Here is a 25,909-nt window from a genome sequence, read left to right on the forward strand (position 1 = left end):
GGAGCCGCCGGGCCGGGCCGGGACCCGGCGGCGGCGCCGGCTGGCTCGCCGGTGTCGTCGGAGTCGGGTTCGACGTCGTCGGGAGCCAGTGGACGGTAGCGGACCTCGACGGGGTAGGTGCGCCCGGAGACCTCGATGACCGGGGCGGGAACGGTGAAGGGCCGCCCCCGGTCGCCGATCTGCTCGCGGCCGAAGTGTTTGGCGAAGCGCTCGGAGTCGATGGTGGCCGAGGTGATGATGACCTTGAGGTCGGGGCGCTGGGGCAGCAGGCGCGCCAGGTAGCCCAGGATGAAGTCGATGTTGAGGCTGCGCTCGTGGGCCTCGTCCACGATGATCGTGTCGTAGCGGCGCAGCTGGGGGTCGGACTGGATCTCCGCCAGCAGGATCCCGTCGGTCATGAGCTTGACCAGGGTGTTCTCGCCGACCTCCTCGGTGAAGCGCACCTGGTAGCCGACGACGCCGCCCGACCCGATCGGGGTGCCCAGTTCGGAGGCGATGCGCTCGGCCACGCTGCGCGCGGCGATGCGCCGCGGCTGGGTGTGACCGATCATCCCGGTCACGCCCCGCCCCAGCTCCAGGCAGATCTTGGGCAGCTGGGTGGTCTTGCCGCTGCCGGTCTCGCCGGCGACGATGACGACCTGGTGCTCGGCGATGGCGGTGGCGATCTCCTCGCGGCGGGCGGAGACCGGCAGCTCCTCGGGGTAGACGATGACCGGGACGGCGGCGGCGCGGGCGGCGAGCTGCTCGGGGGAGTAGCCCTTCCAGGTGCTGCGACGCCGTCCTCCGGCCCGGCCCGGGCGTCGGCTCCGACGATTGCGGTCATGCGAGGCGCGCCGGCCCTGCTGGTTGTTGTGCCGGTCGGCCTGATCGCCGCTGTGACCCTGGTTGCGGTCCTCGCCCTGTTCCATAGGTGACCCATTGTCCCCTATGCGCGCGTCGTCGCCTCTCTCAGGTCGCTGACAGCGGAGGGGCGCAGCGGTCACGGCCCCTGATTCTCAGCGCAGGCGGCGCTGGGCCCACTCCAGGCTCAGGCGGGCGACCTCCTCCTGAGCCTGGTCCAGGGTCTCGGCGTGGACGTGGACCATCTGGCTGGAGTCGGGCAGCAGCGGGAAGCCCTTGGCGGTTGCCTCAGCGGTGTCGGGCAGTTCGTTGGACAGCACCCCGTGCACCATGAGCACCGGCCAGGGCAGGTCCGCCAGGGTGCGCTGCGGATCCTGCATGGAGAAGTCGGCCAACGTCTCCTTGGACAGGACGTTCCAGTCACGTGAGTTGGGATTGTCATCCACGAGGCGCGTCAGCCCGTGCTGGGCGAGCTCATCGAGCTGCTCGGGGGAGAAGATCTCCTCCCACAGAATCGACTGCGGCCCCACGATGGCGCCTACGAGCACCGCCGTGCGCACCTGCTCGGGCCGGGCCAGGAGAGCCGCCGTCGCCCCGAAACCGTTGGCGTGGATCATCTGCCGGGTGAAGCCCAGGCCGGCCAGCCAGCTGGAGGCCGCCCGCAGGTCCTCCGCCTCCCCGGCCAGCGTGATGACGTCGTCGTCGGACTCGCCCAGGCCGGAGAAGTCCAGGTTGAGCGTGGCCAGACCCGCCTCGCGGTAGCGGGCACCGATCCAGTCCAGGCGCCCGCCCTGACCATGACGGTCGGTGAGGAAGTCATGCGCCAGCAGGACCACTCCCTCAGGTCGTGCCTGCGGGGGTTCGGCGTCCTCCGACGTCGTGGAAACCTCCAGATCGATGGGGGCGGCTCCGGCGGGCAGCTGGAGGGTGCCGGCCAGGGTGATCCCGCGGGGGGTATCGATACGGACGTCGTTCATGGGGTCAACCTAAGACAGAAAATAGGGGTGAGCATGGGGGATGCGTAGGTAGTTGTCCCGATTGCGCTTCCAGCGTGATGGAAGCGTCGAGACCGCCGGACGCCGTGAGGTCTGTGGATATCTACGAACCGTGAGGATTCTCCGACAACGGGCGGAACCCGGACCGGAGCAATGCGACGAGGGGGACATGCGGGCGGGTGGGGGGCGACTGAGGCCGGGTGGACGCCCCGAATCGAATGGGGCACGCACCCGGCCTCAGCGTCGCCGTCGGGCGGGTGAGGGCAGGAGGGGGAGCCGCCGGCGAGCTACTCGGGAAGCGGCACCGCGCGGACCGTCTCGACGGCGCGGCGCACCAGGGCCTCATCGGTGCGCTGGGGCTCGTCAGGGCTCAGCCCCTCGCGGGGGCAGCGCATGTGGACCTCGCGCACACCCGTGGACTCCACCAGGTCGACCAGGCCGTCGGGGCGCACGGCCCCGGCCGCGACCACGGTCGGTCCACCACTGGCCACCAGCCCGGCGATCACCGAGGCGCCGGCGGCCGCGGTCTGGGCCGCCCCGCTGGTCAGGACGTAGCGCACGCCGAGTCCCTCGAGGTCCCCGTAGGCCTCGACGGTGTCGCGACAGTGGTCGAAGGCCCGGTGGAAGGTGACCGGGGCGCCGTTGGACATGTCGACCAGCAGTCGCACGAGGCCGCGGTCGACGGTGCCGTCGTCGGTCAGGGCGCCGACGACGAAGCCCAGGTCCACGGCCGGCGGCAGCGTTGCGCGCCCCCCGCCGGTGGCCTGGGGTCGGGTGAACTCGGCCATCTCCAGGGCGAGAGAGGCGATCCGCCGAACGTCGGCGATCATGGCCCGGCCCTCATCGGGGTTGTAGACGAAGGACCCGCCTCGGGGGCGGATGAGGATCCGCAGGCCGAAGGGGGCGGCGGCCTCGGGCTTGTCCGCCCAGTGGGCGCCGGCCTGGGCGCGGCGCTGCTCGACCTGCTCGGCGGCGGCGAAGATCGCGGCCTCGATGGTGCCGATCGAGGGAGTGGTGCCGGCGGCGGTGAGGTTCGCACCCAGCTCGGCCCGGTCGGCCCCGGCGCGGGCGGAGATCCTCACACCCTCAACGTCCTCGACGCAGGTCTCCAGGACGACGTGGTCCGGCCGGCGCCAACTGGGGGTGGGGGCGGTGATTGCGTGCTGGCGCAGCGACGGTGCTGAGCCGGTGAGCCTCATTGCATTCATGAGGCTGAGTCTGACATGTCGGGACGTTGATGAAAACCGAGTTGACGTCAGATGTCCTCAGATATCCTCGAGGTCCTCGTAGGACTTGGGATCCTCGATGGGCTCCAGGTGCGCCGAGATGCGCAGGCTGGCGTCAGCATCCACCAGTTCGTCGATGACCTGTTCGGTGAAGTCGTGCCCCTTCTTGACGCTCCAGGCCGCCGGAACCAGCACGTGCAGCTCCATGAACCGCCGGTTGCCGGCCTCGCGCACCCGCACCGCGTGGAAGTCGATCATGCCCGTCTGACGGTGGCGCGCCAGAACCTCCTCAACATTGCGAAGCACCTCGATGGACGGGGCGATGTCCATGAGGCCGCCCACCGAGTCGCGGATGAGCGTGAATCCGGTCCACATGATGTTGAGCCCGGCCCCCAGGGCGACGACGGCGTCGAGCACGGCCGAGTCGAAGACGGCCACCAGCGCCACCCCGACCAGGACCGCGGCGGAGGTGACGACGTCGGTCGCCAGGTGCTTGGCATCGGCCACCAGGGTCATGGAGCGCTCGCGGCGCCCGGCCCGGTAGAGCACCCACGCCACCGCGCCGTTGAGGAGCGAGGCGATGACCGAGACCGCCAGCCCCACCCCCAGCTGCTCGGGCATCTGCGGGTCAATGAGGCGCCCGACGGCGGAGATGATGATGAAGGCGGCGGCCACGAAGATCATGATGCCCTCGACGACGGCCGAGAAGTACTCGGCCTTGGAGTGCCCGAACTGGTGGTCGGCGTCGGCGGGCTTGGCCGCGATCCTCAGCACGATGAGGGCGACGACGGCGGCGACGAGATTGACCACGGACTCCGCGGCGTCGGAGAGCAGACCCACCGAGCCGGTCAGCCAGGCCGCGCCGCCCTTGACCGCGATCGTGACGAGAGCGGCAGCGATGGACAGCCACGCGTAGCGGCTCAGGTCCTTAGGGGGCGAGTAGCGGGAGGACACGCCCCGATCATCGCGTGGGCCGGTACGCCCTGACCACCTGAGGTTTCGTATCGCCGCAACGCATGATCCGCGGCGGTGGGGTGCCGTACCCTCGCTCCGCAGTGGGCTAAGGTGCCTGATAACAGCGGGCTGCCAGGCCGACACCGGGGTTGACGGCGGGACGCAGCCATGACATGAGCGAAAGGCGGGCAAGCGGGGTGCTGGACGTCTCTTCCCTCACGCTTCACATGCCGGCGTCCCTCACCGACACCTTCCGGCTGCTGGACCTGTGCGGGGTCCTGCTCAACGGGATCCTGGGCGGGCTCATCGCCCGGCGCAAGAACTTCGATCTCGTGGGCTTCATCGTCCTGGCCATGCTCACGGCCACTGCCGGCGGCATCCTGCGCGACGTCATGATCCAGGCCGGTCCGCCCTTCGCCCTGACCGACCCCTACTACCTCTACACCGCCTGCCTGGGGGCGACGGTGGCCTGGTTCGTGCCGCTGACCTCGCGTCCCACCCGGCGTCTGCTCGTGGTGGCCGACGCCGTCATCCTGGGCTGCTGGGCCGCCACCGGGGCCTCGAAGGCCCTCACTCACGGGCTCGGAGTCATGCCGGCGCTCCTGCTGGGCTGCCTCACGGCGATCGGCGGCTCCATGATCCGCGATGTCGCAGTGGGGGAGACCCCGGCCGTCTTCGGCGGCAACAAGCTCTACGCGATCCCGGCGCTCATCGCCGCCGGCACCCAGGTCGTGGCCGTCAAGGCGGGGGTGGTCGACGCGCACGCCATGCTCGTGTCCACCGTGGTCGGCGCGGGCCTGTGCGTACTCGCCTACTGGCGCTCCTGGCAGCTGCCGGTCATCTCCGACAGGGAGCGGCGCCGGGCCGGGCGGCGCGACGTGACCGGCGCGCTGGTCGGCTGGCGCCGGGCGCTCATGATGGGGCCGCTCAAGGCCCCCTCCTGGCGCGGCCGCGGTGAGCAGGCGACGCAGGGGAGCGCCTCCTCGGAGCGGCCCGAGCAGGGCTAGGGGCCGTCTGCGGTCTCAGTCGACCTCAGGAGTTCTCACTGACCGGCCGCACGCTGGCCTGACCGGCGTCGACGGGCTGGGACTGGCCGTTGCCCTTGGCCGACGGCGCCCCGAAGAGCCTCTCCTTGACGGCGTCGGCGACCTTCTCGGTGACGGCCTCGCCCTGGGCGCGCACGGCCTGCTTGACGTGGCTGGAGGCGGCGTCGACCCGGGTGCGCACGAAGGGCCGCTCAGCGACCCTCGAGGCGGCGGTCTTGATGCGCTCGTATTGGGCGCGCCCCGCGCGGGTCCCGAGCACGTATCCCGCGCCGAGTCCGAGGATGAAGGGGATCTTGCCGGCCATATCGTCTCCTGAGCTTGAGGGAAGCACTGCTTGGTGCGCCATCACCATACCGGTCGTGGGTCGGGGTGACTGGCGTGAAGGGGCGCTGGTGGCCGCTTGATCGCCCACAGCGTCACATGTGGAGGCGCTGCGGACGCGCGACGGTTCTCCCCTGGGATCACACGGTCTTCTCCGAGGAGTCGCCGGTGGGGGGAATCGAACCCGTTGTGGGGTCCTGGGTGCTGGTGCCGTGGGTACTCGGTTGGGAGCTGACCAGTCCGTCCGGTGTGACGGTGGTGATGTAGGAGCGTCCGCCCAGGATCACGCCGAGCGCCACCAGCAGTCCGGTGCCCATGAGGGTTGCCACCTGCAGCACGTTGAGGTCGGCCAGGATCGCATGGCGGCGCAGTGACGCGGCGGCTGAGGGGGCCGAGCTCTTGCGGGCCGTCAAGGAGCCCTCAGAGAGGCTCGTGGAGTCTGTTGAGTCCGTGGAGTTCATGGAGAAGGGGGACATGTGCTTCCTCCTGTTCGATGGGGATGGGAACGGGGACGTCCGCCCCGGTGAACCCAGGTAACTGCTGGGGCCTGTTGGGCTCGTAGGGTCGGCCTGTGGTGTCCCTGTGAAGAGAGGGGGTTACCCGCTGAGCCGCATGCTGCCGGGGATCGACGCAGGTGGAGGGGCCTGCGTGAGACATGCCGCATGGAGGGGAGTCGGCCGAGAATCGCCATCGCCCTCGGTGGTGGTCGCCGTGAGGCCGTCAACGGCGTGGCGATGCCTCCAGCAGCTCGCGGGGCAGGAGCCGGGCCAGCTCGTAGCCGTCGGTGCCCACGACGACGGGCACGTCGGCCTCGGCCAGGGTCCGGGCCTCGGGGCCGATGCCCATGGGGTGCGCGGTCAGCCCTCCGGCGAGCACCTGCTGGGTGGCGGTCAGGCGGCGGATGGCGACGGCGGCGATCCGGTCGGCGTGGTGACGGGCGGCCTCGCCGTAGATGTGCGGGTCGTGCTGGCCGTCGTCGCCGAAGAGGATCCAGGTGATCTGAGGCAGGTCGATCATGAGCCGGCGCAGCTCGGTGCGCTTGTGCTCGATGCCCGAGCGGAACCAGCCGGTGTTGGTCGGCCCCCAGTCGGTCATGAGTGCGGGCCCCGAGGGGAAGCCGTGGCGGGCGAAGAAGGAGCGCAGGGTGGGCACCACGTTCCATGCGCCGGTGGACAGGTACATCATCGGGGTGCCCGGGTGGGCCGCCTGGATGCGCGAGTAGAGCTCGGCCATTCCGGGGACCGGTTCGCGCGCCGAGGAGTACTTGACGAGTTGGTTCCAGGCGGCCACGAGCACGCGGGGGACGTGCGTGACCATGGCGGTGTCGTCGATGTCGGAGATGATGCCCAGGCGCGGCCCCTCGGGGATGATGAGGACCTTGGCGGCGACCGCATGCGCCCCCATCGCCTCGATCCTGGCCTCGTGCCAGCCGGGCTCCAGGCCGTGATCGCGTACGACGACGTCGATGTAGCCGCTGCGGTCGGCCCGGGTGCGCACACTGGCGCGGCCCACGTGGACCGTCACGGGCAGGAAGGCCACCGGCACCTCAATGAACAGGTGCCAGCCGCGCTGAGCATCGCTCAGCCCGGTCATGGCGAAGTTGCGGGCCTGGGCGGCGCTGATGGGAAGAGCGGCGGGCAGGGAGCGGAACAGCGGCCCCTCGGCCGGGGCGTCCTGGGGACGCATCACCATGCGGGCCAGGACCCGCGCCATGGGGGCGGGCTGAGGGGAGTCGGAGGTGGCGCCGCGGGACGATGAGGCGGGGCTCCTGTGGGTTCCAGTCCCGATGCGCTGGGCCTCCTTGACCTGGCGCTGCGGCGCCGTCGGGTCCGGCTGAGCCGGTGCGCTGGTGCCGTAGCCGTCGTAGGGAATGACGCGGGGACGCCAGCCCTGACGCTTGAGGACGGGGACGGTGTCGCGATGGAACTGGTCCTCGACGGCGCGGGCGATGTCGGAGAGGGGCACCCCTGGATCCTAGACGACGGGCCGATTTCACGGGGCCGATGTGAAGGCCTTCTGGGTCGGTGGGGGCGGCGATCCTGAGCGACGGAGCCCGCCCCGTGACCGGGCCGGCCTCGTGCGTTCGTCGGATGGTTCGCGCGTTGTACCCCGCCCCCTTGAACGGGCGACCCCAGGTACGACCGCAACCGCCTCTTAGTGGCGCAAAGCCTTCAGGCGCCGGCCGCTCGCCCACCACAGGACGGCTCCGCAGCCCAGTGCCCACCAGGTGTAGCTCGAGCCGACGGCCTTGGCCCAGGTGGGCCAGTTCTGCTCCACATGGTTCTGCTCGGGGAACCACCACTGCATCGCCAGGACGAAGACGAGGACTCCGGCGGCACCGGCGACGCCGAGTGCGGTCGAGCCCCAGCGCCAGGTCGCCGCCGCGACCGACATGAGCGCGGGCAGGCACCACACCCAGTGGTGCGACCAGGAGATGGGGGAGATGAGCAGACCGAGCACCATGACCACGCTGACCTGAAGGGACAGAACCAGGCCGTCGTCCTGCCCGACACCGCCGGCCGGGGCGTCGACTCCCCGCAACCGGTCCAGCCGGCGGCACAGGAACCAGGCCGCCGCCACGGCGAGCAGGGAGCAGGCCGCCCAGGTGAGGTTCCAGGCGGACTCCGGCAGTCCCCGGGCGATCGCGCCCTTGAGGTTCTGATTACCCGAGTAGTCGGCGAAACCGGCGCGTCCCGGATCCCACATGGCTGAGGTGAAGAACTCCCATGACTCAGCGGGGGCCGCCAGGCCGGCCAGAAGCGTCAGCCCGACGGCGCTGCCCGCCATGGTGGCCGCCGCCCGCCACTCCCGACGCACCAGGAGGACCAGGATCGCGACCGCCGGCGTCAGCTTGATCGCCGCGGCCAGGCCGCTGAGGGCTCCACGCCAGCGCGAGTGCTCGGGGACCAGGAACAGGTCAACGGCCACCAGCGCCATGAGAATGGCGTTGACCTGTGCGTACTCCATGGTCTTGGGGAAGGGCTCCAGCGCGATCACCCCGATGAGTGCCAGCCACGGTGTCAGGGAGTGTGCCATCCAGGGCTCGACTCCCAGCCGCCTGAGAACCGCGTTCGTGGTCACGGCGGCGCACAGCGGCGTGGCCACCATGAGCACCACGGTGGCCGACTGGTACGACATCCAGGTCAGGGGCGTGAACACCCAGGCCGCCAGGGGCGTGTAGGTGAAGGGCCACAGGTGCTGAGGCGGGTTGGCGTACCAGCTGTAGAGGTCCCCGCCGTCGAGCCACTGACGGACGCCCTCGTAATAGACGAAGGAGTCCAGCTTGAAGAGCCACTGGCCAGTGTCATCCACCAGGGACCAGTAGGCGGGTATCAGGAGAGCCAGCCACCCCAGAATAGTGACGAAGGGCGCTGGCGTGACGGCGCCCGCGGCTGCGATCAGCCGTGGGGTCCTGGTGGCGGATGTCCCGCCCCGACGGTCCGGATGGTCCGCGGGGCCAGTGTCCGACTGGGAGGGAAGCGGGGCGTTTTGTGGATTTCCTGCGATGGGCATCGTGCTGAGTGTAGAAGAGCCACCAGGGGTGCCGGGAACCGAGTCGCCCGCCGAGGCGGCTCAGTGACCCCCCAGAGAACGGCTGGTCCGTGCCCGCCTGAGCGCGGGCAGCCCCAGAACGCCGACCATGACGGCGCCCCAGGCGAAGCCGGCCACCGCCAGGTACCCGGCGCGCGAGCCGCCGGCATCCGTGGCCTGCCCCGCCAGCAGGGACCCGACCGAGACCCCGATGTTGAGCGCTGTGCTCACCCAGGCCAGGCCCTCGGTCAGCTGGGAGGGGGCCACCGTCACCTGCACGATGTTGTTGCCGCTGGTCAGGGTGGGGGCGATGGCCAGCCCCGTCAAGAGGGCCAGAACGGACAGCACCACCAGGCTCGGCGCGAAGCCGAAGGTCGAGGCGCCTACCGCGAGCCCCACCAGCCCGGCCATGAGCTGCTTCCACAGCGGCCACCCCCACGTGCGCGAGCCGTAGAGGAGAGCCGCCGCGAAGGAGCCCACGCCCCAGACGGCCAGGACGAGACCCGAGGCGGACTTGTGCCCGGCCTCGGTGGCGAAGGCCACCGCGGCGACGTCATTGGCCCCGAACATGGCCCCCAGGATGAGGAAGACGATGGCGGTGGCCACCATGGCGCCGTAGCGCATCACCGGAGGATGCGCCGTGCCCTCCTGGGACTGCTCAGCGGCCTCAGCGGTGCGCCGTGGCCGTGGCGGGTGCGGTGCTGGCTCGGTGGCGCGCTGGCTGAGGAACCACAGCCCGCCGAACAGCTGCATCGCCACGCAGCTCACCCAGCCCGAGGTCACCGGCAGGAGCGGCGTCGTGCACAGGGCCGTGGCCAGTACCGGGCCGAGAATGAAGGCCACCTCGTCCAGGGCCGCCTCCAGGGAGAAGGCCGCGTGAACCTCCTCGGGGCGGGTGAGCATCGCCGTCCAGCGCGCCCGCACCAGTGAGCCCATGGAACCGGCCAACCCTCCCGCCAGGGCCGACAGAGCGGCCAGGAGCCCCAGGTTCGTGTGCATGGAGGCGGCGGCGACCAGCCCCACCAGGCTCAGGGATGACACGAGGATCGCAGGCAGCATGACCCGCGACTGGCCGTAGCGGTCGACGCACCGGGCAAGGATCGGCGCCCCGATAGCCATGGCCACGAAGTTCGCAGCGCTGACCAGGCCCGCGGCCGTGTAAGAGCCGTAGAGCTCCTCGACCGCCAGGATCGTGGCGATCCCCACCATGGACATGGGGAAACGCGCGATGAGCCCGGCACTGGTGAAGGAGCGGGCACCGGGGTGAATGAGAATCGTTCGGTAGGAGGTGGCCATGTCGGAAGCTGTGCGCTGCTGGAAGGTGGAAGGGAGAGGACAGGTCGGAGCCCCGGCGGGCGGGGCTCCGACCTCGAGTGAAACCGATCAGTTGTTGCCGTTGGTGGTGGAGACGACCTTCTCGCGGCTGAGAATGAAGCCCTGGCCGTTGACCTGGTTCCAGCACTGCATGCCGGAGCTGGTCGACTTGCAGGCGAAGGTGGAGTTCTTGGCGGAGGAGTCGTAGCTGAGGCTGACGCCCTTGGGGGTGAAGGTCGACCCGCAGCTCTGGTTGGACTTCCCATCCGTGCCGATCGTGACCGTCAGCGGCTTCGAGGACGGGCAGGAAGCGGTCGAGGCGTGCTCGTTGATGACGCAGGTGACGTCCTTATCCCCCAGGGTGCAGCTGATGTTGCCGCTGGGGGCGTCGAAGGCGGGCAGCTCCTGAGCATTGGGGGGTGCGGGCGCCTTGAGCGTGGGCGTCGCCGAGGCGCTCGGTGTGGCCGAGGCCTGGGAGGTGGCGGACTGGGAGGCCGAGGAGGCGCCGTCCTGGGCCGCGGCCTGGCCGCTGTCGGCAGGGGCCTCGGTGCTCGAGTCGGTGGCCGAGCCCTTACCGCTGCCGCCGGAGAGGTACCAGGTCGCCAGGAAGACCAGGACGGTGGCCACCAGGAGCGCCAGGATCAGCAGAATGCGGTTGGAGGTCAGAAAGGAGGAGGGGGGCTGAGAGTCGTCGTCCTCAGTGCCGACGCCGAAGACGCCGTCGTCGCTGGTCGCCGCGGGGGACTGCTGCACGGGAGCCGGAATGATCGTGCTCTGCGACTGGGAGACGTTCGCGGACTGCTGGAAGGTCTGCTGCAGGGCGGGCTGGGCCGGGCGGGCCGGCGACTGGGGGACGATCGTCTGGGCGGGGCGGAAGGTGGGGTCGGAGACGGTCGGGTCACTGTTGGCCAGGAAGCCGTCGACCTGCGTGTTCGCGCCGGCCGTGTTGAAGGTGCTCGGTGCGCTCGCGGCGCTCCTCGAGCTGGTGGCGGAGATCGCAGAGGCCCCGGAGGCCGCGCTGCCGGACTGGAGTGAACGGGGCAGGGTCACCTGAGTGGGGGCCTCGGAGGACCTGGCCGACGGCGCGCTCGGCTGGGTGCCGGGGGGCGAGACCACCGCCAGCTGTGGCGACGTCTGTGACGACTGCGCTGACTGGGGCTGGTTGTTACGAGAGGCCAGGGCCGCGTCGACCGCGGGGTCGCCCAGGGTTCCCAGCCACTCCAGGAGGGCGGGATAGGTGCGTGGGTTGGCGGCGATGTAGGGGCGCAGGCCGGGATAGTTCTGCGCCAGCTGGTGGAGGGTCTCCAACTCTGCGTTGGGATCCTGCGCTCGCGCGACAAGCTCGTCCTTGGCCTGAGACATGCTGGGTCCTTCGAGGGTCGGGAAACGACGTCGTTCCAGGTTGTGACCGGCACCTGGGGTCGTCGTGGGTCGGGTCTCGGGCCGCCCGTGGTACCGAGTCTGGGAACGCGGTACCACGTCAGCGGCTTATGGGTCGGTCAGCCGGCCACGCTGGAAGACTACCTGAGGACACCGTCGTTCCGACTGCCTGACGGGTCACGGCCGCAGCTTGTCAGTGTCGGTCGACCGCGGACCGTCGCCGATGACGGCTGTGGTGGGGGCCCGGTTGGTGGGCGGACCGGGAACCGGCGCTGTTCGCCTTCGGCTCGGTGTGGGCTCCCGCATGGTGAAATGCGGGCGGTGGCGCGGTGGTTCCGGACCGGGTGCTGGGGTTTACTAGGGGAGTGCAAGCGACGCAAGGGAAAGGGAGACGATGAGCGAGCACGTTCGTGCTGACGCCGATGCCATCGTGATCCGCAGTGAAGACGGTGTCAGGGCCTCGGAGGTCGTTGTCGGTGCGGCCACTGACGTGGGGCGCCTGCGGACGATCAACGAGGACGGTTACCTCGCCATCGCTCCGGCCTTCGTCGTCGTCGACGGCATGGGTGGGCATGCCGCCGGCCGTATGGCCACGCAGGTGGCCCTCGACTCCCTCTACTCACTGGCCGGGGCGACGGTCACCGACGTCGACACGGTGGTCCGCGCGGTGAAGGCCGCCCAGGAGGCGATCGTCGCCATCCCGTCCCACGCCGCCTACCTGCCCGGTGCGACGATCGCCGGCGTCATCCTGGCCTGGATGGAGGACGAGCAGGGGGTGAGGCGTCCGACCTGGGTCATCTTCAACATCGGGGACGCCCGGGTCTACCTGCTGCGCGACGACATGCTCTCCCAGGTCACCCGTGACCACTCCCGGGTCCAGATCCTCATCGAGACCGGTGAGCTCACGCCCGAGCAGGCGCGCCGCGACCCCCGCCGCAACGTCGTCACCCGGGCTCTGGGCGGGGGCATCGCCGACTCCGCCGTCCCGGATCTCTACAGCGTTCCGGTATCTGCCGGAGACCGGCTCCTGATCTGCTCCGACGGCCTCAGTGACGAGCTCGACGACGAGGCCATCGCCACCGTGCTGGCGGCCGGTTACACGGCGCAGCGCACGGCCGAGCTCCTCGTGGCCGCCTCCCTGGAAGGCGGAGGGCACGACAACACCACCGCCGTCGTCGTCGACTCCCTCCAGGTTCCGACCTGTCTGCCGGAGGCTCCCGCAGCCGCCCCCGGCGGTGCGAGCGCACAGGGGGCTCAGTGACGGCCTCCCCGATCCCCTCCCCGTCCCTGCCGGGTGAGCGCGTTCCGCTGCCCGAGGGGCTGACGCGCCTGTCGGACGGAGCTCTGCGGGTCGACGGTGTTGACGGGGTCGCCGTCATCAACCCGGCCACCGGCTCTGATTCCTGTGCCGTCTCCGTTGAGACGGGGCTCCGGGTTCTTCAGGCCCTGGGAGGCACCTACCTGCCGACGGTGGGGCCGACGGCGTCGGAGGCCCCGACCGCGCAGTCCCCGCAGACTGCGGGGGCCTCGCAGGTCGCGGCGCCACGGAGCTCGGATCCGAGGTCCACGGTGTCGGGCTCCACCGGTATCGTCCCGGCGGAGCCCAGCGACGAGACCACGCTGCTCACGCCGATCACCCCGGTCGCCCAGTCGCCGCAGGAGGAGGCCCAGGAACCCCTGGAGACACCGTCTCCCGCGAAGGCCGACAGCCCCGCGGACTCGGCTCCCGAGCTGCTGGAGACCGGCGTCTGGGAGGACCCCGACGACTCCTTCGAGTCTCCGGACCAGCAGGGCTCGGACGCCACTGCGGAGGGCTCCGACACCGGTGGCATGAGCACGTTCCCGGACTATCCCGAGCCGGAGCCCGGATCGGGGCGTCGGCGCCGGGGCTCCCACCGCGCCCCCACGGCCCCCTCGGCGAGCTCGGGCGGCAGCCCGACGGCCAACACCCCCACCGCGCCGGACAACTCCAAGAGCAAGCAGCCCCAGCCCGTACGGGCGCCCCAGCCGCTGGAGGCCCTGCCCAACACGGAGGTCGTCTCCGCCTCCGAGGCCGCTCTCATCGCAGCGCCGCCCGTGCGGGCCTCGATCTGCCCCCAGGGGCATGCCAACCCGCCCGAGATCCTGGAGTGCCTGATCTGCCGCCAGCCCCTGACGGGAGTGTTCTCCTATGTGCGCCGGCCGGCTCTGGCCACACTGACCCTGTCGACCGGTGCCGCCGTCGAGGTGGCCGGAGACGTCGTTGTCGGACGCGCCCCCCAGGTGCAGACCGGGGGCGACCCGCACATCGTGGCCCTGGTCGCGGTGCCCAGCCCGCAGCACATGGTGTCGCGCTCCCACCTCCTGCTGACGATCTCGGGGTGGAGCATCCTGGCCCAGGATCTCAACTCATCCAACGGCACGGTCCTGGCGCGCCCCGGTGCGACGCCGGTCCTGCTGGGGTCGGGAATGCCGACGCCGGTCTTCATGGGGGACCTGATGGATGTCGGCGACGGGGTGACGCTCCGTATTGATCCGCCGTCATGGCTGAGGTTCCGTAGTGGCTGAGGTCACGGTCCGTGTGGCACTGCTTCGCCGGTGCGGATCCGGGTTCTCAGCAAGACTGGACCCGGGTGCCGATCATGAACCGGGACTGTGGAAGGAGAATTCATGAGCGACCTGACGTGGACGGAGATGCCAGAGGTCAATCCGGAGCAGCCCGATGAGCTCGTCCTGGACTTCTCCGGTGAGATCTACCGGGTCGCCCCGGCCGACACCTTCGTCATCGGTCGAGGCGGAGACCTCGACATCGACGACAACCCCTACCTCCACCGCCGCTTCCTGGTCTTCGCCCACGCCGAGAACCTCTGGTGGATCGCCAACGAGGGGTCGCGGTTGTCAGCCACCCTGACCGACGGCGAGGGGCTGGTCCAGTCGCGGCTGGCTCCGGGAGCCCGCATGCCGCTGGTCTTCCCGAGGGTCATCCTCACCTTCTCCGCCGGCCCGACCACCTACGAGATCAACCTCATCACCTCCGGGGAGGACCGTTTCTCCGGGATCGACGGCGTGCGTCAGTCCTCGGGACAGACCACCATCGGGGTGACCCCGATGACCCGCTCCCAGCTGCTGCTCGTCCTGGCGCTGTCCGAGCCGGTGCTCAAACGGGCCGGGACCGGGGCCGCCGAGATCCCCTCCTCCGCAGCGGCCGCGGCGCGCCTGGGCTGGCCGCTGACCAAGTTCAACCGCAAGCTCGACAACGTCTGCGAGAAGCTCGATCGGGTGGGGGTGCGCGGGCTGCGCGGCGGCCGCGTGGCCGGAGCCGCCTCCAACCGGCGTACCGCCCTGGTGGAGCACGCCGTGTCCACCCTCATGGTCACCGCCGAGGACCTCTACATGCTCGATGAGGAGCTGGCCGCCAACCAGGCCCCCGCCGACCAGACGGCCGAGCGCTCGGTGAGCACCGCCCCGGTGGCCCAGAGCTCGTCGTCGGCGCCGAGGCGATGACGTGACGCGAGGAGAGATGAACGACCGGAGTAACACCGACTCGCCCGAGGAGCCGGAGGAGGCTGCTGAGTACATCGCCGAGGAGACCTCCCCTGGCAGGACGTTCCTCGACGAGGTTCTCGTGGGCGGCCCCGAGGAGGACGACTTCCCGGAGGGGGACTCCTCCGGGGATGACCGCCCCCGTCCTGCCCGACGACGTCGCGTGCGACGATGGCTGGCGGTCCTGGTGGTGCTCGTCGTCATCGTGAGCGCCGGGGCCGTCGGGACGGAGTACCTCGTGCGCGGGCAGGTCGACGCCGCGGTGCGCTCCGCCCTGCCGGGGCTCAGCCCGGACGCCCGGATCACCACCAGGGGAATCGTTCTGCGTCAGATCGTCGGCGGCTCGCTGGACAGTCTGAGCGTTGACTCCCCGAGCCTGAAGATCACCTCCAAGGGCCAGGGCGGCACCTCGGTCACGCTCAGTGACGTCGACGTCGATCTCAGCCGCATCAGCCTGCACAAGCCCTACCCGACTGACACGGTGACGGCGTCGGGCACCATCAGCTGGGAGCAGGTGGCCGCGCTCGCCGCCGTGTCGCACCCGAAGCTGCAGGGCGTCACCCTTCAGGCCAAGCGCACCGGGACGAGTACTCAGGATCCGGGGGTCATCCAGGCCTCGATGTCCCTGCTCGGTCTGGGCGGTGAGGCTGAGATCGTTCCGTCGTTGGGCGCCGACGGCAGCCTGGTCCTGACCGTCACCTCCACCCGGATGGGTGGGGAGAAGGCCGGCGTTGACGTCGCCACGGATGACAGCAGCATGCTCAGCTACATCGGGCTGGACTCCCGGCAGATCACGATCCCCGCGAGCTCCCTGCCGCCGGGGCTGCGTCCGACCAGCGCCATCGTCACCAATGACGGGCTCCGCCTGAGCATGGCCGGGAACCGGGTGAACCTCGGCCAGCTCTGATCCCGGGGTCCGGCCCCATGACGATTCGTCTCACATTTCCTTCAAAGCGGTGCGAGTTCGGTGAAAAGTGGGCTCCTGCCGGGGCTGTGGGGAGGACTTCCTCTCTGCTCGTACCCCAGGTGGCCCCGGCTCGTATAGCCTGCCGATGCGTCGCCTATCCAGGCGCGAGCACGTGGCGCGAGGAATCAAGCCAGAACTGAGCGAGGAGAACCATGAGCATGCAGCCCGAGCACCGTGCCCAACCCGGCAGTCAGCCGGGCGGCTGGGGCAGTGGCCAGCCGGCCGGGCAACCGGCGGCCCGACAGGCCGGTCAGCCCGTCGGGTCCTCCGTGGGGCAGGGGGTCCCGGCCTCGGTCCAGCAGCCGCCCTCGTTCCCGCCCCAGATCGACCCGAAGAGCTCGGGGGCCCCCACCGTGCCGCCCGCGTCATCCAGGGTGACGGTTCCCGGCTATCCCTCGGGACCGGCGGCGCCGGCGGAGGAGAAGGTCGACACCGGCCCTCTGCCCTCCCGTGAGACGCTGCGCCGCGAGGCCCAGGCCGCCTCCAGCCGCCGCGGCGCCGGGGACGCCGACGTGGAACGCGCCGCTGAGCTGCTGACGTCCGTGGCCAACATCTTCTCCCAGCGTGTCGTCGGTCAGGAGCAGCTGCGCACGGCCCTGGTGACAGCCCTCATGTCCAGCGGCCACATCCTGCTGGAGTCGGTGCCCGGCCTGGCCAAGACCACCGCCGCCCAGACGCTGGCCTCCGCCGTCTCCGGCTCCTTCCGGCGCATCCAGTGCACCCCCGACCTCATGCCCAACGACATCGTGGGCACCCAGATCCTCAACTCCTCCACCGGCGAGATGACCACCCAGCTGGGGCCGGTCCACGCCAACATCGTCCTGCTCGACGAGATCAACCGCTCCAGCGCCAAGACCCAGTCGGCCATGCTCGAGGCCATGCAGGAGCGTCAGACCTCCATCGGTGGTGTCGTCTACCCGCTGCCCCACCCCTTCATGGTCCTGGCCACCCAGAACCCCATCGAGGAGGAGGGCACCTACGTCCTGCCCGAGGCGCAGATGGACCGTTTCCTCATGAAGGAGGTGCTCACCTACCCGAGGCCCTCGGAGGAGGCCGACGTCCTGGACCGCATCTCCAACGGCACCTTCGACCAGCCCGTCACCGGACGGCCCATCTCCACCGACGACGTCGAGTGGCTTCAGCGCACCGCCGAGCGGGTCTACGTCGACCCCGTCATCAAGCAGTACATCGTCGCCCTCATCAACACCTCCCGCGGCGGAGGCCCGCGGCCCGTGCCCGGCCTGGACCGGCAGGTGCGTGTGGGGGCCTCCCCCCGTGGAGGCATCGCGCTCATGAAGGTGGCCCAGGCCGTCGCCCTCCAGGAGGGGCGCACCTACGTCATTCCCGACGACGTCCGCCTGCTTCGCCACGGGGTGCTGCGCCACCGCCTGGTGCTCACCTATGACGCCCTGGCCGACGGGGTCGCGCCCGAGGCGATCATCGACGCCATCTTCGCGGCCGTCCCCACGCCCTGAGCCCGGTGGGGACCAGCTGCACGATGAGCACGGAGGTACATGGCGCTCCCGGGGCGCCCGAGTCCGATTCCGGCGACGGCCGGCGCGGTTCACGGATCGAGCGTCTGCGCGCGGCGCTGAGCTTGCCGACCCTGCGTCGCGCCACGGGGCTGCTCGACGGGCGCCACAAGTCGGTGTTCGTCGGGCGCGGGCAGGACTTCGACGACATGTCCTTCTACCGGCCCGGCGACGACATCTCCGACATCGACTGGAAGTCCTCGGCCCGCCTGGGGCAGCCGGTCATCAAGCGCTACCAGCGTGAGTCCATGATGCCCATGGTGCTGGCTGTGGACACCGGCCGGACCATGGCGGCGATGACCCCCTCAGGGGAGGACAAGCGCGACCTGGCCCTGGGGGTCGCGGAGGTCTTCGCCTACCTGGCTCGGATGCGGGGGGACTCGGTGGCGCTCGTGGCCGGTGACGCCGGCCGGACAATCTCGCGCCCGGCCCGTTCCGGGGCCAAGCACGTCGAGACCCTGCTGGCGTTGCTGGCCCGCACCTACGAGGACCTCGACGTCCCCGTCGAGGGGGCTCCTCCCGGTGTCTTCGAGCTGGCCCCCGGGGCGCCTCCTTCCAGCCTTCCGCGCCTCATGGAGCGGGTGAGCACCTGGCACCGTCGACGCAGCCTGGTCATTCTCATCACCGACACCGCCCACCCCGGCCCCGATGCCGCGACCTGGTTGCGGCGCCTGTCGATCCAGCACGAGATGATCGTCGTCCAGATCGAGGACGACGACCCGCTGCGCCCGGGCGGCGGCCGCGGGCGGGATGTCGACCTGCCCTTCGAGATCCCCGCCTTCCTGCGCTCCGACAAGTACCTGGCCGCCCAGGCGGCCGTGGTGCGCGAGCAGTGGCGCGCCACCGTCGAGCAGGTGCTCGACGCCCGGCACCTGGAGTACGGCGTCGTCTCCTCCGAGGAGACGCTCATCGACTCCATCGCCGAGCTCCTCCAGCGTGAGCGCGCCGCCGTGGCCAGAGGGAGGCGGTGACCCATGCAGATCATGCCCCCGGTTCTCATGCCGATATGGATGGTCATCGTCGTGGTCGTCCTCCTCCTCCTGGTGACCGCCTGGCTGCTGCGGACCTTCCTGGTGACTCGTCGCGACACCTCCCAGCAGGTCGGAGACATCCCCATGGCGCCGCGTGAGCGCCGCCAGTGGGGTGAGCGTCTCGGCGAGATCTCCCAGCGCTGGGATGCCGGTGAGCTGGACCTGCGTGAGCTGCACCTGGAGCTGGCGGCGCTGCTGCGCGGCTTCGCCGAGGCCCGCAGTGGTGAGGAGATCACCACCGCCACGGTCTCGGAGATCCTCGACATGGCCGCAACCGCCGGGCCGCGTTCGGTGGAGGAGCGTCGGCGCAGCGTGCGCGCGGCAGGACGTCCCCTGGACGCCAACCCGCTGGGGCACGTCGGCGAGCTGCTCGCCGTGTGGGAGCAGCCCTCTTTCGACCGTGAGCCGCAGGCCGCCGCTCAGGAGGCCCTCACCCACGCCAGGGAGGTGGTCACCCAGTGGTGATGCTCTGGTTGTTCATCGTTCTCGTCGTCATCGCCGTGGCGGCGGTCATCGCGGTCCTCGTCATCGACCGCCGCTCCGGCACGGGCCCCAAGCGGTTCCAGCCGCCCTGGAGACGCCGGGGGGCGGAACAGGTTGGCGAGCCTCCGCGTCGCCTGGCCAACTCGGCGAGCCTGTTCCAGCTGCCGGCGGTGCGCCAACGCATCCGGGCTCAGCGCTGGCTGCACGCGCTCCTGGCGGTGATGCTGGTCTCGGCCCTGCTGAGCGCCGCCGCCATCGCCGGTCGGCCCGTGCGGGTCTCCCAGCGCTCCGACGCCCTGGCCAACCGTGACATCGTCCTGTGCCTGGACGTGTCGACGTCGATGGTCAGGATCGACTCCTCGGTCCTGACGACCTTCTCCGAGATCCTGGAGGACTTCGACGGCGAGCGGGTGGGGCTCGTGGCCTGGAACTCGGCCGCGCAGACCATCGTCCCGCTCACGGACGACTACGAGCTGCTGCGTGAGCAGCTGCAGGAGCTGGGCGACGTGCTGGACATCAACCCGAAGAATGTCACCCTGAAGCAGCAGCGCGACTACGAGAGGGCCTTCGGCGGCACGTTGACCACCGGCGTCAACGGCTCCTCCCTGGCCGGTGACGGGCTCGCCTCCTGCGCCCAGGCCTTCGACAACCAGGGGCTGGATCGCTCCCGCTCCATCATCCTGGCCACCGACAACCAGGTCATCGACCCCGACAAGGAGCAGATCTACCCCCTGCCCGATGCCGTCAAGCTCCTGAACGAGCGCAAGATCCGCCTGTTCTCCATCTACGGCGCCGACGATGAGCAGGACTACCAGAACCTGCTCGACAAGACTCCCGAGGAGTCCCGTGAGGAGCTCAAGACCGTCACTGAGGGGCAGGGCAAGGGACGCTTCTACGACGTCGAGGACTCCGGCACCGGGGGAGAGATCGTCAAGGAGCTGGAGAAGACCGAGGTCTCCGCGCTCGGAGGCCGGAAGCAGACCCGTCGCACCGACACCCCGCAGCGGCTCGTCATCACGCTCTCACTGGTGCTTCTGGGCTACCTGGGACTGACCACCTGGAGGCGAGCATGAAGCCGGTTCCGATCATCGGGGACTTCGCGTTCATCCCGGTCACCTGGTGGATCCTCGTCCTGCTCGTGGCGGCCGCCCTGGCGGGGCTGCTCGCCATCTCCCGACGACGCCTGGTCCGTGACGACGCCGAGCCGTCCGCCCGCCGGGCCTGGTGGAGGCGCCTGGCCATCGTCGTCGTCATCGTGCTGGCGCTGGCGGGGCCGGCGATCCGCGGCAGCGAGGCCATCAGCGTCTCCAACGTGGAGATCTACATGGTGGTGGACCGCACCGGGTCCATGGCCGCGGAGGACTACCAGGGCAAAGGACCCGAAGGCATCGACCAGTCGGCCTCCACCAGGCTCGACGGCGTGCGGGCGGACATGCGCGCCATCCGCGAGGCCTTCCCGGACTCCAGGTTCTCCATCATCGCCCTAGACAACACCGCGGCCAGGGAGCTGCCGCTGACCCACGACACCAACGCCGTCGACGCCTGGATCGGCTCCTTCAAGCAGGAGGTCACGGGCCACGCCACCGGCTCCTCGCTGGAGGTGGCGCTTCCGCTGCTGGGGGAGTCGCTGGCGCAGTCGCGCCAGTCCGACCCCAAGGACATCCGCCTCGTCTACATCTTCTCCGACGGCGAGGCCACTGATGAGGGGCGCGGCGCTCTGGCGGCCGACAGCGCCGGCATCTCCTGGCAGTCACTGGCCGGCGTCGTCGACGGCGGCGCGGTGCTGGGCTACGGCTCCACCGAGGGCGGGAAGATGCGCAGCTACGACGGCTCGCCGTCCACCGGCGAGCACACCCAGTCCGACTACATCACCGACGGCCAGGGCGGGCAGCCCGGGGTGTCGAAGATCGACGCCGACGAGCTCCAGAGCGTGGCCAAGGACATGGGACTGCCCTACTTCCACCGCACCGGCGGGTCGGGTGATGACCCGACGAGCAAGTTCACCAACCTCGACATCGAGGCCGTCTCCTCCGACGGGCGGACCAAGACCAACAGCCGGGTGTACCTGACCTGGCCCCTGGGACTCATCGCCTTCGGTCTGCTGCTGTGGGAGATCATCGATCTCATGCGAGCCGACCGTCGCCTGCGTCTTCTCATGGGAAGGGGAAGATGATGACGATAGGAAACAGCCCCGGTGAGGTCCCCGGGCAGGGGCGGAGCGGGATGCAGCCCGGCGCCGCCGACGGTGCGCAGGGTGCGCCAGGAGTCGACGGCGTCCCCTCGGAGCAGGAGGTCGACTACCTGCGGGAGTCGGACTCGAATGACGGGGCCTCCTCACCGGACCCCTCGGCTCCGGAGGATCCCCTGCGGCGAGAGGCGCGCCTCAAACGGCGCCGTCGGCTCCTGGCGATCGGTGGGGTGCCCGCCGCGCTGGCCACCATCGTCTCCCTGTGGCTCGGGTCGATCTTCCTCATCTCCCTGGCCGGAAACCGTGCCGCTGCAGCCGGCCACTACGACACGGCACTGTCGCGCTACCGGACGGTCGCCACGATCAACCCCTGGCTGGAGCAGTGGCGCGTCCACTTCAACCTGGGAACCGGTCAGCTCGCCGCGAAGGACCCGACCTCCGCGGTCACCACCCTCAACCAGGCTCTCAGTGAGGCCCCCAAGGCCGAGGTCGACTCGAAGACCAAGACGAAGGAGGCCGGCTCCCCGGAATGCATGGTGCGCACCAACCTGTACGTCGCCCACGTCACACTGGCGGCCCAGGCTCAGGAGAGTGGAAGCTCCTCGGCGGTGACCGAGCACATCGAGGCGGCCAAGAAGGCGGCCGACGCCTGCGAGGTGCCGCCCCCGCCCCAGCAGAATCCCTCCCCGAGTCCGACACCCTCGGCCACGCCCAGCAGCAACCCGAGCTCGAACCCGTCGTCGCAGCCCAGCAGTGACCCCAGCTCGAGCCCGTCGTCGCAGCCCAGCAGTGGCTCGAGCTCGAACCCGTCGTCGCAGCCCAGCGGCGATCCGAGCTCGGACCCGTCGTCGTCGGCGTCGAGCTCACCGGGTGAGACATCCTCCAGCTCCCCGAGCACCCAGCCGTCCCCGACCCCGGTCGATGACCGGGCCAAGCGCCTGAAGGACCGCAATAACGGCAGCGCGGGGACCACCGAGGAGCCCGGCGGCAGCGGCGGAGGCGGGAAGCCCTGGTGAGCGGCTCCGACACGGTGAAGGCCTCCCGTCTCGTCGTGGCGGCCGCGGTCCTGGACGACCTGAAGCATCCGACGGCGCTGCTGTGCGCGGCCCGCTCCTACCCGCCCGAGCACGCCGGTCAGTTCGAGCTTCCCGGCGGCAAGGTCGAGCCCGCCGAGCGGCCCGAGCAGGCCCTGGCCCGCGAGCTGGACGAGGAGATCCGCCTGAGTGCCCGCCTGGGGCCCGAGCTCATCGCTCCCCGGGAGCTGGAGGTTCCGGCACCGCCGGACGGCGGTCCCGGCGACGACGCCCCGGCGTGGCCGGCCATGCACGGCTTCAGGATGCGAGTGTGGCTGGCCGAGCCCGCCCGCCCCGGGGACCGGGGCAGAGCCGGGACCGACCACCAGCGGCTGGAGTGGGTGCGCCTGGACCCACCGGATCGGCTGCGCCGGCTGCCGTGGCTCGAGGCGGACCTGCCCATCATCGACGCGCTCGTGACCGCCCTGGGGCGCTGATGGGGGCCGAGACGATGGCGACGGGGCCGAGCCCTCGGGCCGACCGTCCCAAGGGCCGCGCGCTCGAGGGGCGTCAGCAGGGCCGCCCTGTCACCCCTGCACAGTTTCCTGACACTTCTATCACTCGCGTCATCTCGTAAGTTAGGGTTGCCTCATGCCGAAGATCCTGGGTTCCTCACTGGCCGAGCATCGAGAGCGTACGCGCACGGCCCTGTTCCAAGCCCTCTCCGAGCTCATGAGCCGGCGCAGCTTCGACAAGATCACCCTGTCCGACGTCGCCAACCACGCGGGTGTGGGGCGCACAGCCGTCTACAACCACTTCGCGGACAAGGAGGACCTCCTCCTGGCCTTCATGGAGCACGAGGCCGGCCGCTACGCCGAGGAGCTCTCCCGGGCGCTGGCCGGCACCCAGGATCCGATCGACCGCCTGCGCATCTATGTGCGCCAGCAGGCCCTCATCGCCCGGCACTTCCACTTCCCGACGTCCGGGCCTCTGTCGGGGGCCGTCTCGCGCGGGACGGCCGGCCGTCTCAAGGCCCACGGCGCGCTCCTGGCCCAGATGCTCTCCTCGATCCTCACCGACGCCATGGACCGGGGACTCATCCCCGCCCAGGAGCCCGAGCAGGTTATCCCCCTCATCCACGCCACCGTCATGGGTGGGCGCCCGACCCCCACGGACCCGGAGCAGCGCCGGGCCTACCTGGAGAGCCTGGACGCCTTCGTGCTGCGGGCGGTGGGGGCGCGTCAGCCCGCCCACGCCGTCCCGACCATCCCCCAGCCCCACGCCACCGAGCCACTGGAGGGCACCGAGGCCCCCGGTTCGCTTCATCACAGTGCGGTTGGCTGACAGCGTGAGCCACGGGCTGCCGCGCACGCAGGTGGGCCTGGCAGACTTCCGCCCGTGAACCTGAGCTGGACTGACACCTGGAACGACCTGCTGGCCCGCGCCTCGAGCCTCGTCGGCCTGGATCCCGGCGTGCTGTGGCCGGCGCTGGCGATCCTTCTCATCGTCCTGGCCTGGGCCCCGGCCCGCCGCTGGGGGCGCACCCTGGTGACGATCGTCCACGAGGCCGGGCACGCCGCCGTCGGCCTCATGGTGGGGCGACGCTTCCTCGGCTTCGTCGTCAGCCGGGACCTGTCCGGGCACGCCGTGACCGCCGGCAAGTCCACCGGACCCGGCCGGGTGGCCACCTCCTGGGCCGGCTACCCGGCACCCGCGGTCCTGGGCGCCGTCGTCGTGCTTCTGGCACTGAACGGCTGGGCGAGCGCGGTCCTGCTGCTCGGGCTGGTCCTCCTGGCGGTCCTGCTGGTCATGTCCCGTTCAGTGCGCACAGTTCTGCTCGTCCTGCTCGTGGCAGTCTTGACCGGGGCCCTGTGGTGGTGGGGCGGACAGTGGCGCGACGGCGTCGTCGCCGGAATCGGGCTGGCTCTTCTCGTGGGGGCCTGGGACTCTCTGCGTGATGTCGCCGCCTCACGCGACCCGCAGCAGGACCACCGAACCCTGGCCCACCTGACCCGGGTTCCCGCCGGACTGTGGCTGGCCAGCTGGTTCCTCGTGGACGCCCTGGCCACCGGCGTCGTCGTGCTGGCCCTGCGCGACCTCCTGTGAGATGAGGGCGGGGGCCGAGTCCGAGCCCGCGGCCCACATGGCCTACGCTTCCTCCTGGCGACGTGGGGCCCGCAGCGCCCTTCCGCCGTCCCCGCCCGACGTCGCTCACCGAGAGCCCACAGGCGCCGTTGCGGCCCCGGGCTCACCCCGCTCCCGGGCACTCCGGGATTCCCTCAAGGAGAACACATGATGCTGACCCGCAGGACGTTCGGCCTGACCTCCCTGGGACTGGCCGTCTCGGCCACCCTTGCCGCCTGCTCGTCGAAGTCGAAGGACGAGGCCACCGAGGAGGGAAAGATGGCGCTCATCGTCTCCGATTCGGGTGATGCCGCCGCGGAGGCGCTGTCCAAGGCGGTGGAGGCATTCACCAAGGAGACCAAGGTGGAGGTGGACGTCAAGCCCGTCTCCGACGTCTCCCAGGAGCTGGCCCGCGGGATCACGGCCGAGCCGACCATCGACGTCGTCGTCCTCAATCCGGCTCAGCTGTCCAGCTACGCGGGCTCCCTGCACTCCTGGGACAAGGGATCGGCCGCCGTCAAGGACGCGCACCCCGCGCTGCTGACCAGCGCCACCCGGCAGGAGAGGATCAGTGCGGCGCCCAGGGACGTCTCCACGCTCGCCCTGTACCTCAACACCTCACTGTGGTCGGCCGCGGGCCTGAGCGAGTCGGACTACCCGACCACCTGGGAGCAGCTCGACCAGGTGGCCGCCAAGCTCACCTCCGGTGGCTTCGTCGGCCTGACCCTCGACGCCTCCTACGCGCGCGTGGGGGCCTTCCTGATCCAGGGCGGTGGGGGACTGACCAGCGCCGACGGCACGAAGGCCACGGCCTCCTCCGAGGGCTCGGTGGCGGGGCTCAGCCAGGTCAAGAAGCTCCTGTCCTCCGGGTCGGCCGGCTGGGGTGCCGACCTCCCCGCCGGTTCCGCCGCCGACGCCTTCGGGCAAGGACAGGCCGCTATGGTGATCGAGACGGAGGCCCTGGTGAGGACCCTGGCGGACACCTACTCGGGCGTCTCCTACAAGGTGGTCGAGCTGCCGGCCGGCAGCGGCGGCAAGGGGACCCTGCAGTTCCCCACCTTCTACGGCGTCGTCGAGGCATCCAAGCACAAGGCCGACGCCATCAAGCTCGTGGAGTACCTCACCGCCGCCGAGCAGCAGGTGGCCCTGGCCGGTGCGGCGGGCACGGTCCCCGCGGGCAAGGCCGCCGGCGAGACCTGGAAGGGCAAGCACGCCGACCAGGCGGCCTTCCAGGCCGGCGTCGAGTACTCCCAGCCCGTGCCCTCCGCCTCCGGCACCTCGGACATCATCGCCAACTTCGACAACGAGCTGCCCGGGCTGGCCGGAGGCGACCCGGCCGGCATCCTGAACAGCGCCCAGGTGAACCTGCAGGCCGTCCTGTCCTGACCCAGACGGGCGGCGCCGGCCGACGACGCCGGTGCCGCCCCGAAGGGGGTGGGCCG

General features: G+C 70.6%; 25 protein-coding genes. 15 read left to right on the forward strand and 10 right to left on the reverse strand.

Annotated elements, in window-relative coordinates:
* From RIV12_RS08395 to RIV12_RS08410, 4 genes are all read right to left on the reverse strand, one after another.
* On the reverse strand, positions 1-908 hold a 908-nt coding region (locus RIV12_RS08395), incomplete at its 3' end, for a DEAD/DEAH box helicase (RefSeq protein ID WP_309323180.1).
* An 87-nt stretch (positions 909-995) separates the two neighbouring features.
* Positions 996-1,817 (reverse strand): alpha/beta hydrolase family protein, encoded by an 822-nt coding sequence (locus tag RIV12_RS08400; protein WP_075418192.1) that lies wholly within the window; start codon positions 1,815-1,817, stop codon positions 996-998.
* Between the two features lie 305 nt (positions 1,818-2,122).
* A complete protein-coding gene (locus RIV12_RS08405; protein WP_178388847.1) occupies positions 2,123-3,034 on the reverse strand; it encodes a copper homeostasis protein CutC in 912 nt (303 codons plus the stop codon).
* Between the two features lie 66 nt (positions 3,035-3,100).
* Positions 3,101-4,015: a cation diffusion facilitator family transporter gene (locus tag RIV12_RS08410; protein ID WP_309323182.1), complete on the reverse strand. Its 915-nt coding sequence runs from the start codon at positions 4,013-4,015 to the stop codon at positions 3,101-3,103.
* A 227-nt stretch (positions 4,016-4,242) separates the two neighbouring features.
* On the opposite strand from RIV12_RS08410, the gene RIV12_RS08415 reads away from it, so the two are divergent.
* Complete coding sequence (locus RIV12_RS08415) at positions 4,243-5,022, forward strand: trimeric intracellular cation channel family protein (RefSeq protein WP_309323222.1); 780 nt, start codon at positions 4,243-4,245, stop codon at positions 5,020-5,022.
* A gap of 25 nt (positions 5,023-5,047) precedes the next feature.
* On the opposite strand, the gene RIV12_RS08420 is transcribed toward RIV12_RS08415, so the two are convergent.
* The 6 genes from RIV12_RS08420 to RIV12_RS08445 form a co-directional block, all read right to left on the reverse strand.
* Positions 5,048-5,365, reverse strand: coding sequence for a protoporphyrinogen oxidase (locus tag RIV12_RS08420; protein ID WP_075418190.1), 318 nt, complete (start codon positions 5,363-5,365; stop codon positions 5,048-5,050).
* A gap of 157 nt (positions 5,366-5,522) precedes the next feature.
* Positions 5,523-5,858: a hypothetical protein gene (locus RIV12_RS08425; protein WP_309323184.1), complete on the reverse strand. Its 336-nt coding sequence runs from the start codon at positions 5,856-5,858 to the stop codon at positions 5,523-5,525.
* Between the two features lie 244 nt (positions 5,859-6,102).
* Positions 6,103-7,347, reverse strand: a complete 1,245-nt coding sequence (locus RIV12_RS08430; RefSeq protein WP_075418188.1) for an App1 family protein phosphatidate phosphatase — start codon at positions 7,345-7,347, stop codon at positions 6,103-6,105.
* A 189-nt stretch (positions 7,348-7,536) separates the two neighbouring features.
* Positions 7,537-8,895: a glycosyltransferase 87 family protein gene (locus tag RIV12_RS08435; protein WP_081380081.1), complete on the reverse strand. Its 1,359-nt coding sequence runs from the start codon at positions 8,893-8,895 to the stop codon at positions 7,537-7,539.
* A gap of 60 nt (positions 8,896-8,955) precedes the next feature.
* Positions 8,956-10,209 carry an MFS transporter gene (locus RIV12_RS08440; protein ID WP_075418187.1) on the reverse strand — a complete coding sequence of 418 codons (1,254 nt, stop codon included), beginning with the start codon at positions 10,207-10,209 and terminating at the stop codon, positions 8,956-8,958.
* 87 nt (positions 10,210-10,296) lie between these two features.
* Entirely contained in the window at positions 10,297-11,589 is a 1,293-nt protein-coding gene (locus RIV12_RS08445) for a variant leucine-rich repeat-containing protein (protein WP_309323187.1), read from the reverse strand.
* A gap of 412 nt (positions 11,590-12,001) precedes the next feature.
* Between RIV12_RS08445 and RIV12_RS08450 the strand changes: the two genes are divergently transcribed.
* The 14 genes from RIV12_RS08450 to RIV12_RS08515 all read left to right on the forward strand — a co-directional run bounded on the left by RIV12_RS08450 (position 12,002) and on the right by RIV12_RS08515 (position 25,853).
* The gene (locus tag RIV12_RS08450; RefSeq protein ID WP_309323189.1) at positions 12,002-12,868 is read left to right on the forward strand and encodes a PP2C family protein-serine/threonine phosphatase; all 867 of its coding nucleotides are present in this window, start codon (positions 12,002-12,004) and stop codon (positions 12,866-12,868) included.
* On the forward strand, positions 12,865-14,154 hold the full coding sequence (locus tag RIV12_RS08455) for an FHA domain-containing protein (RefSeq protein ID WP_309323191.1): 1,290 nt from the start codon (positions 12,865-12,867) through the stop codon (positions 14,152-14,154). The genes RIV12_RS08450 and RIV12_RS08455 overlap by 4 nt, the downstream gene beginning before the upstream one ends.
* Positions 14,155-14,256: 102 nt before the next feature.
* Complete coding sequence (locus RIV12_RS08460; protein ID WP_309323192.1) at positions 14,257-15,090, forward strand: FHA domain-containing protein; 834 nt, start codon at positions 14,257-14,259, stop codon at positions 15,088-15,090.
* Between the two features lie 16 nt (positions 15,091-15,106).
* A complete protein-coding gene (locus RIV12_RS08465) occupies positions 15,107-16,036 on the forward strand; it encodes an LmeA family phospholipid-binding protein (protein WP_309323194.1) in 930 nt (309 codons plus the stop codon).
* Positions 16,037-16,248: 212 nt separating this feature from the next.
* Positions 16,249-17,571: an AAA family ATPase gene (locus RIV12_RS08470; protein WP_309323195.1), complete on the forward strand. Its 1,323-nt coding sequence runs from the start codon at positions 16,249-16,251 to the stop codon at positions 17,569-17,571.
* 23 nt (positions 17,572-17,594) lie between these two features.
* Complete coding sequence (locus RIV12_RS08475; RefSeq protein ID WP_309323196.1) at positions 17,595-18,599, forward strand: DUF58 domain-containing protein; 1,005 nt, start codon at positions 17,595-17,597, stop codon at positions 18,597-18,599.
* 3 nt (positions 18,600-18,602) lie between these two features.
* Positions 18,603-19,124, forward strand: a complete 522-nt coding sequence (locus tag RIV12_RS08480; protein ID WP_075418179.1) for an alpha-amylase — start codon at positions 18,603-18,605, stop codon at positions 19,122-19,124.
* The gene (locus RIV12_RS08485) at positions 19,118-20,215 is read left to right on the forward strand and encodes a vWA domain-containing protein (RefSeq protein ID WP_075418178.1); all 1,098 of its coding nucleotides are present in this window, start codon (positions 19,118-19,120) and stop codon (positions 20,213-20,215) included. The genes RIV12_RS08480 and RIV12_RS08485 overlap by 7 nt, the downstream gene beginning before the upstream one ends.
* On the forward strand, positions 20,212-21,315 hold the full coding sequence (locus RIV12_RS08490; protein ID WP_075418177.1) for a vWA domain-containing protein: 1,104 nt from the start codon (positions 20,212-20,214) through the stop codon (positions 21,313-21,315). The genes RIV12_RS08485 and RIV12_RS08490 overlap by 4 nt, the downstream gene beginning before the upstream one ends.
* Entirely contained in the window at positions 21,315-22,346 is a 1,032-nt protein-coding gene (locus tag RIV12_RS08495; protein ID WP_309323198.1) for a hypothetical protein, read from the forward strand. Before RIV12_RS08490 ends, RIV12_RS08495 begins: the two co-directional genes overlap by 1 nt.
* Positions 22,343-22,840 carry an NUDIX domain-containing protein gene (locus tag RIV12_RS08500; RefSeq protein WP_075417977.1) on the forward strand — a complete coding sequence of 166 codons (498 nt, stop codon included), beginning with the start codon at positions 22,343-22,345 and terminating at the stop codon, positions 22,838-22,840. Before RIV12_RS08495 ends, RIV12_RS08500 begins: the two co-directional genes overlap by 4 nt.
* Before the next feature lie 154 nt (positions 22,841-22,994).
* A complete protein-coding gene (locus tag RIV12_RS08505) occupies positions 22,995-23,687 on the forward strand; it encodes a TetR/AcrR family transcriptional regulator (protein ID WP_075417978.1) in 693 nt (230 codons plus the stop codon).
* 54 nt (positions 23,688-23,741) lie between these two features.
* Entirely contained in the window at positions 23,742-24,449 is a 708-nt protein-coding gene (locus RIV12_RS08510) for a M50 family metallopeptidase (protein WP_075417979.1), read from the forward strand.
* Between the two features lie 186 nt (positions 24,450-24,635).
* Positions 24,636-25,853: a sugar ABC transporter substrate-binding protein gene (locus RIV12_RS08515; RefSeq protein ID WP_075417980.1), complete on the forward strand. Its 1,218-nt coding sequence runs from the start codon at positions 24,636-24,638 to the stop codon at positions 25,851-25,853.
* The last annotated feature ends 56 nt before the right edge of the window (positions 25,854-25,909 follow it).

It is taken from the genome of Actinomyces stomatis (assembly GCF_031292835.1).
GTDB lineage: Bacteria > Actinomycetota > Actinomycetes > Actinomycetales > Actinomycetaceae > Actinomyces > Actinomyces stomatis.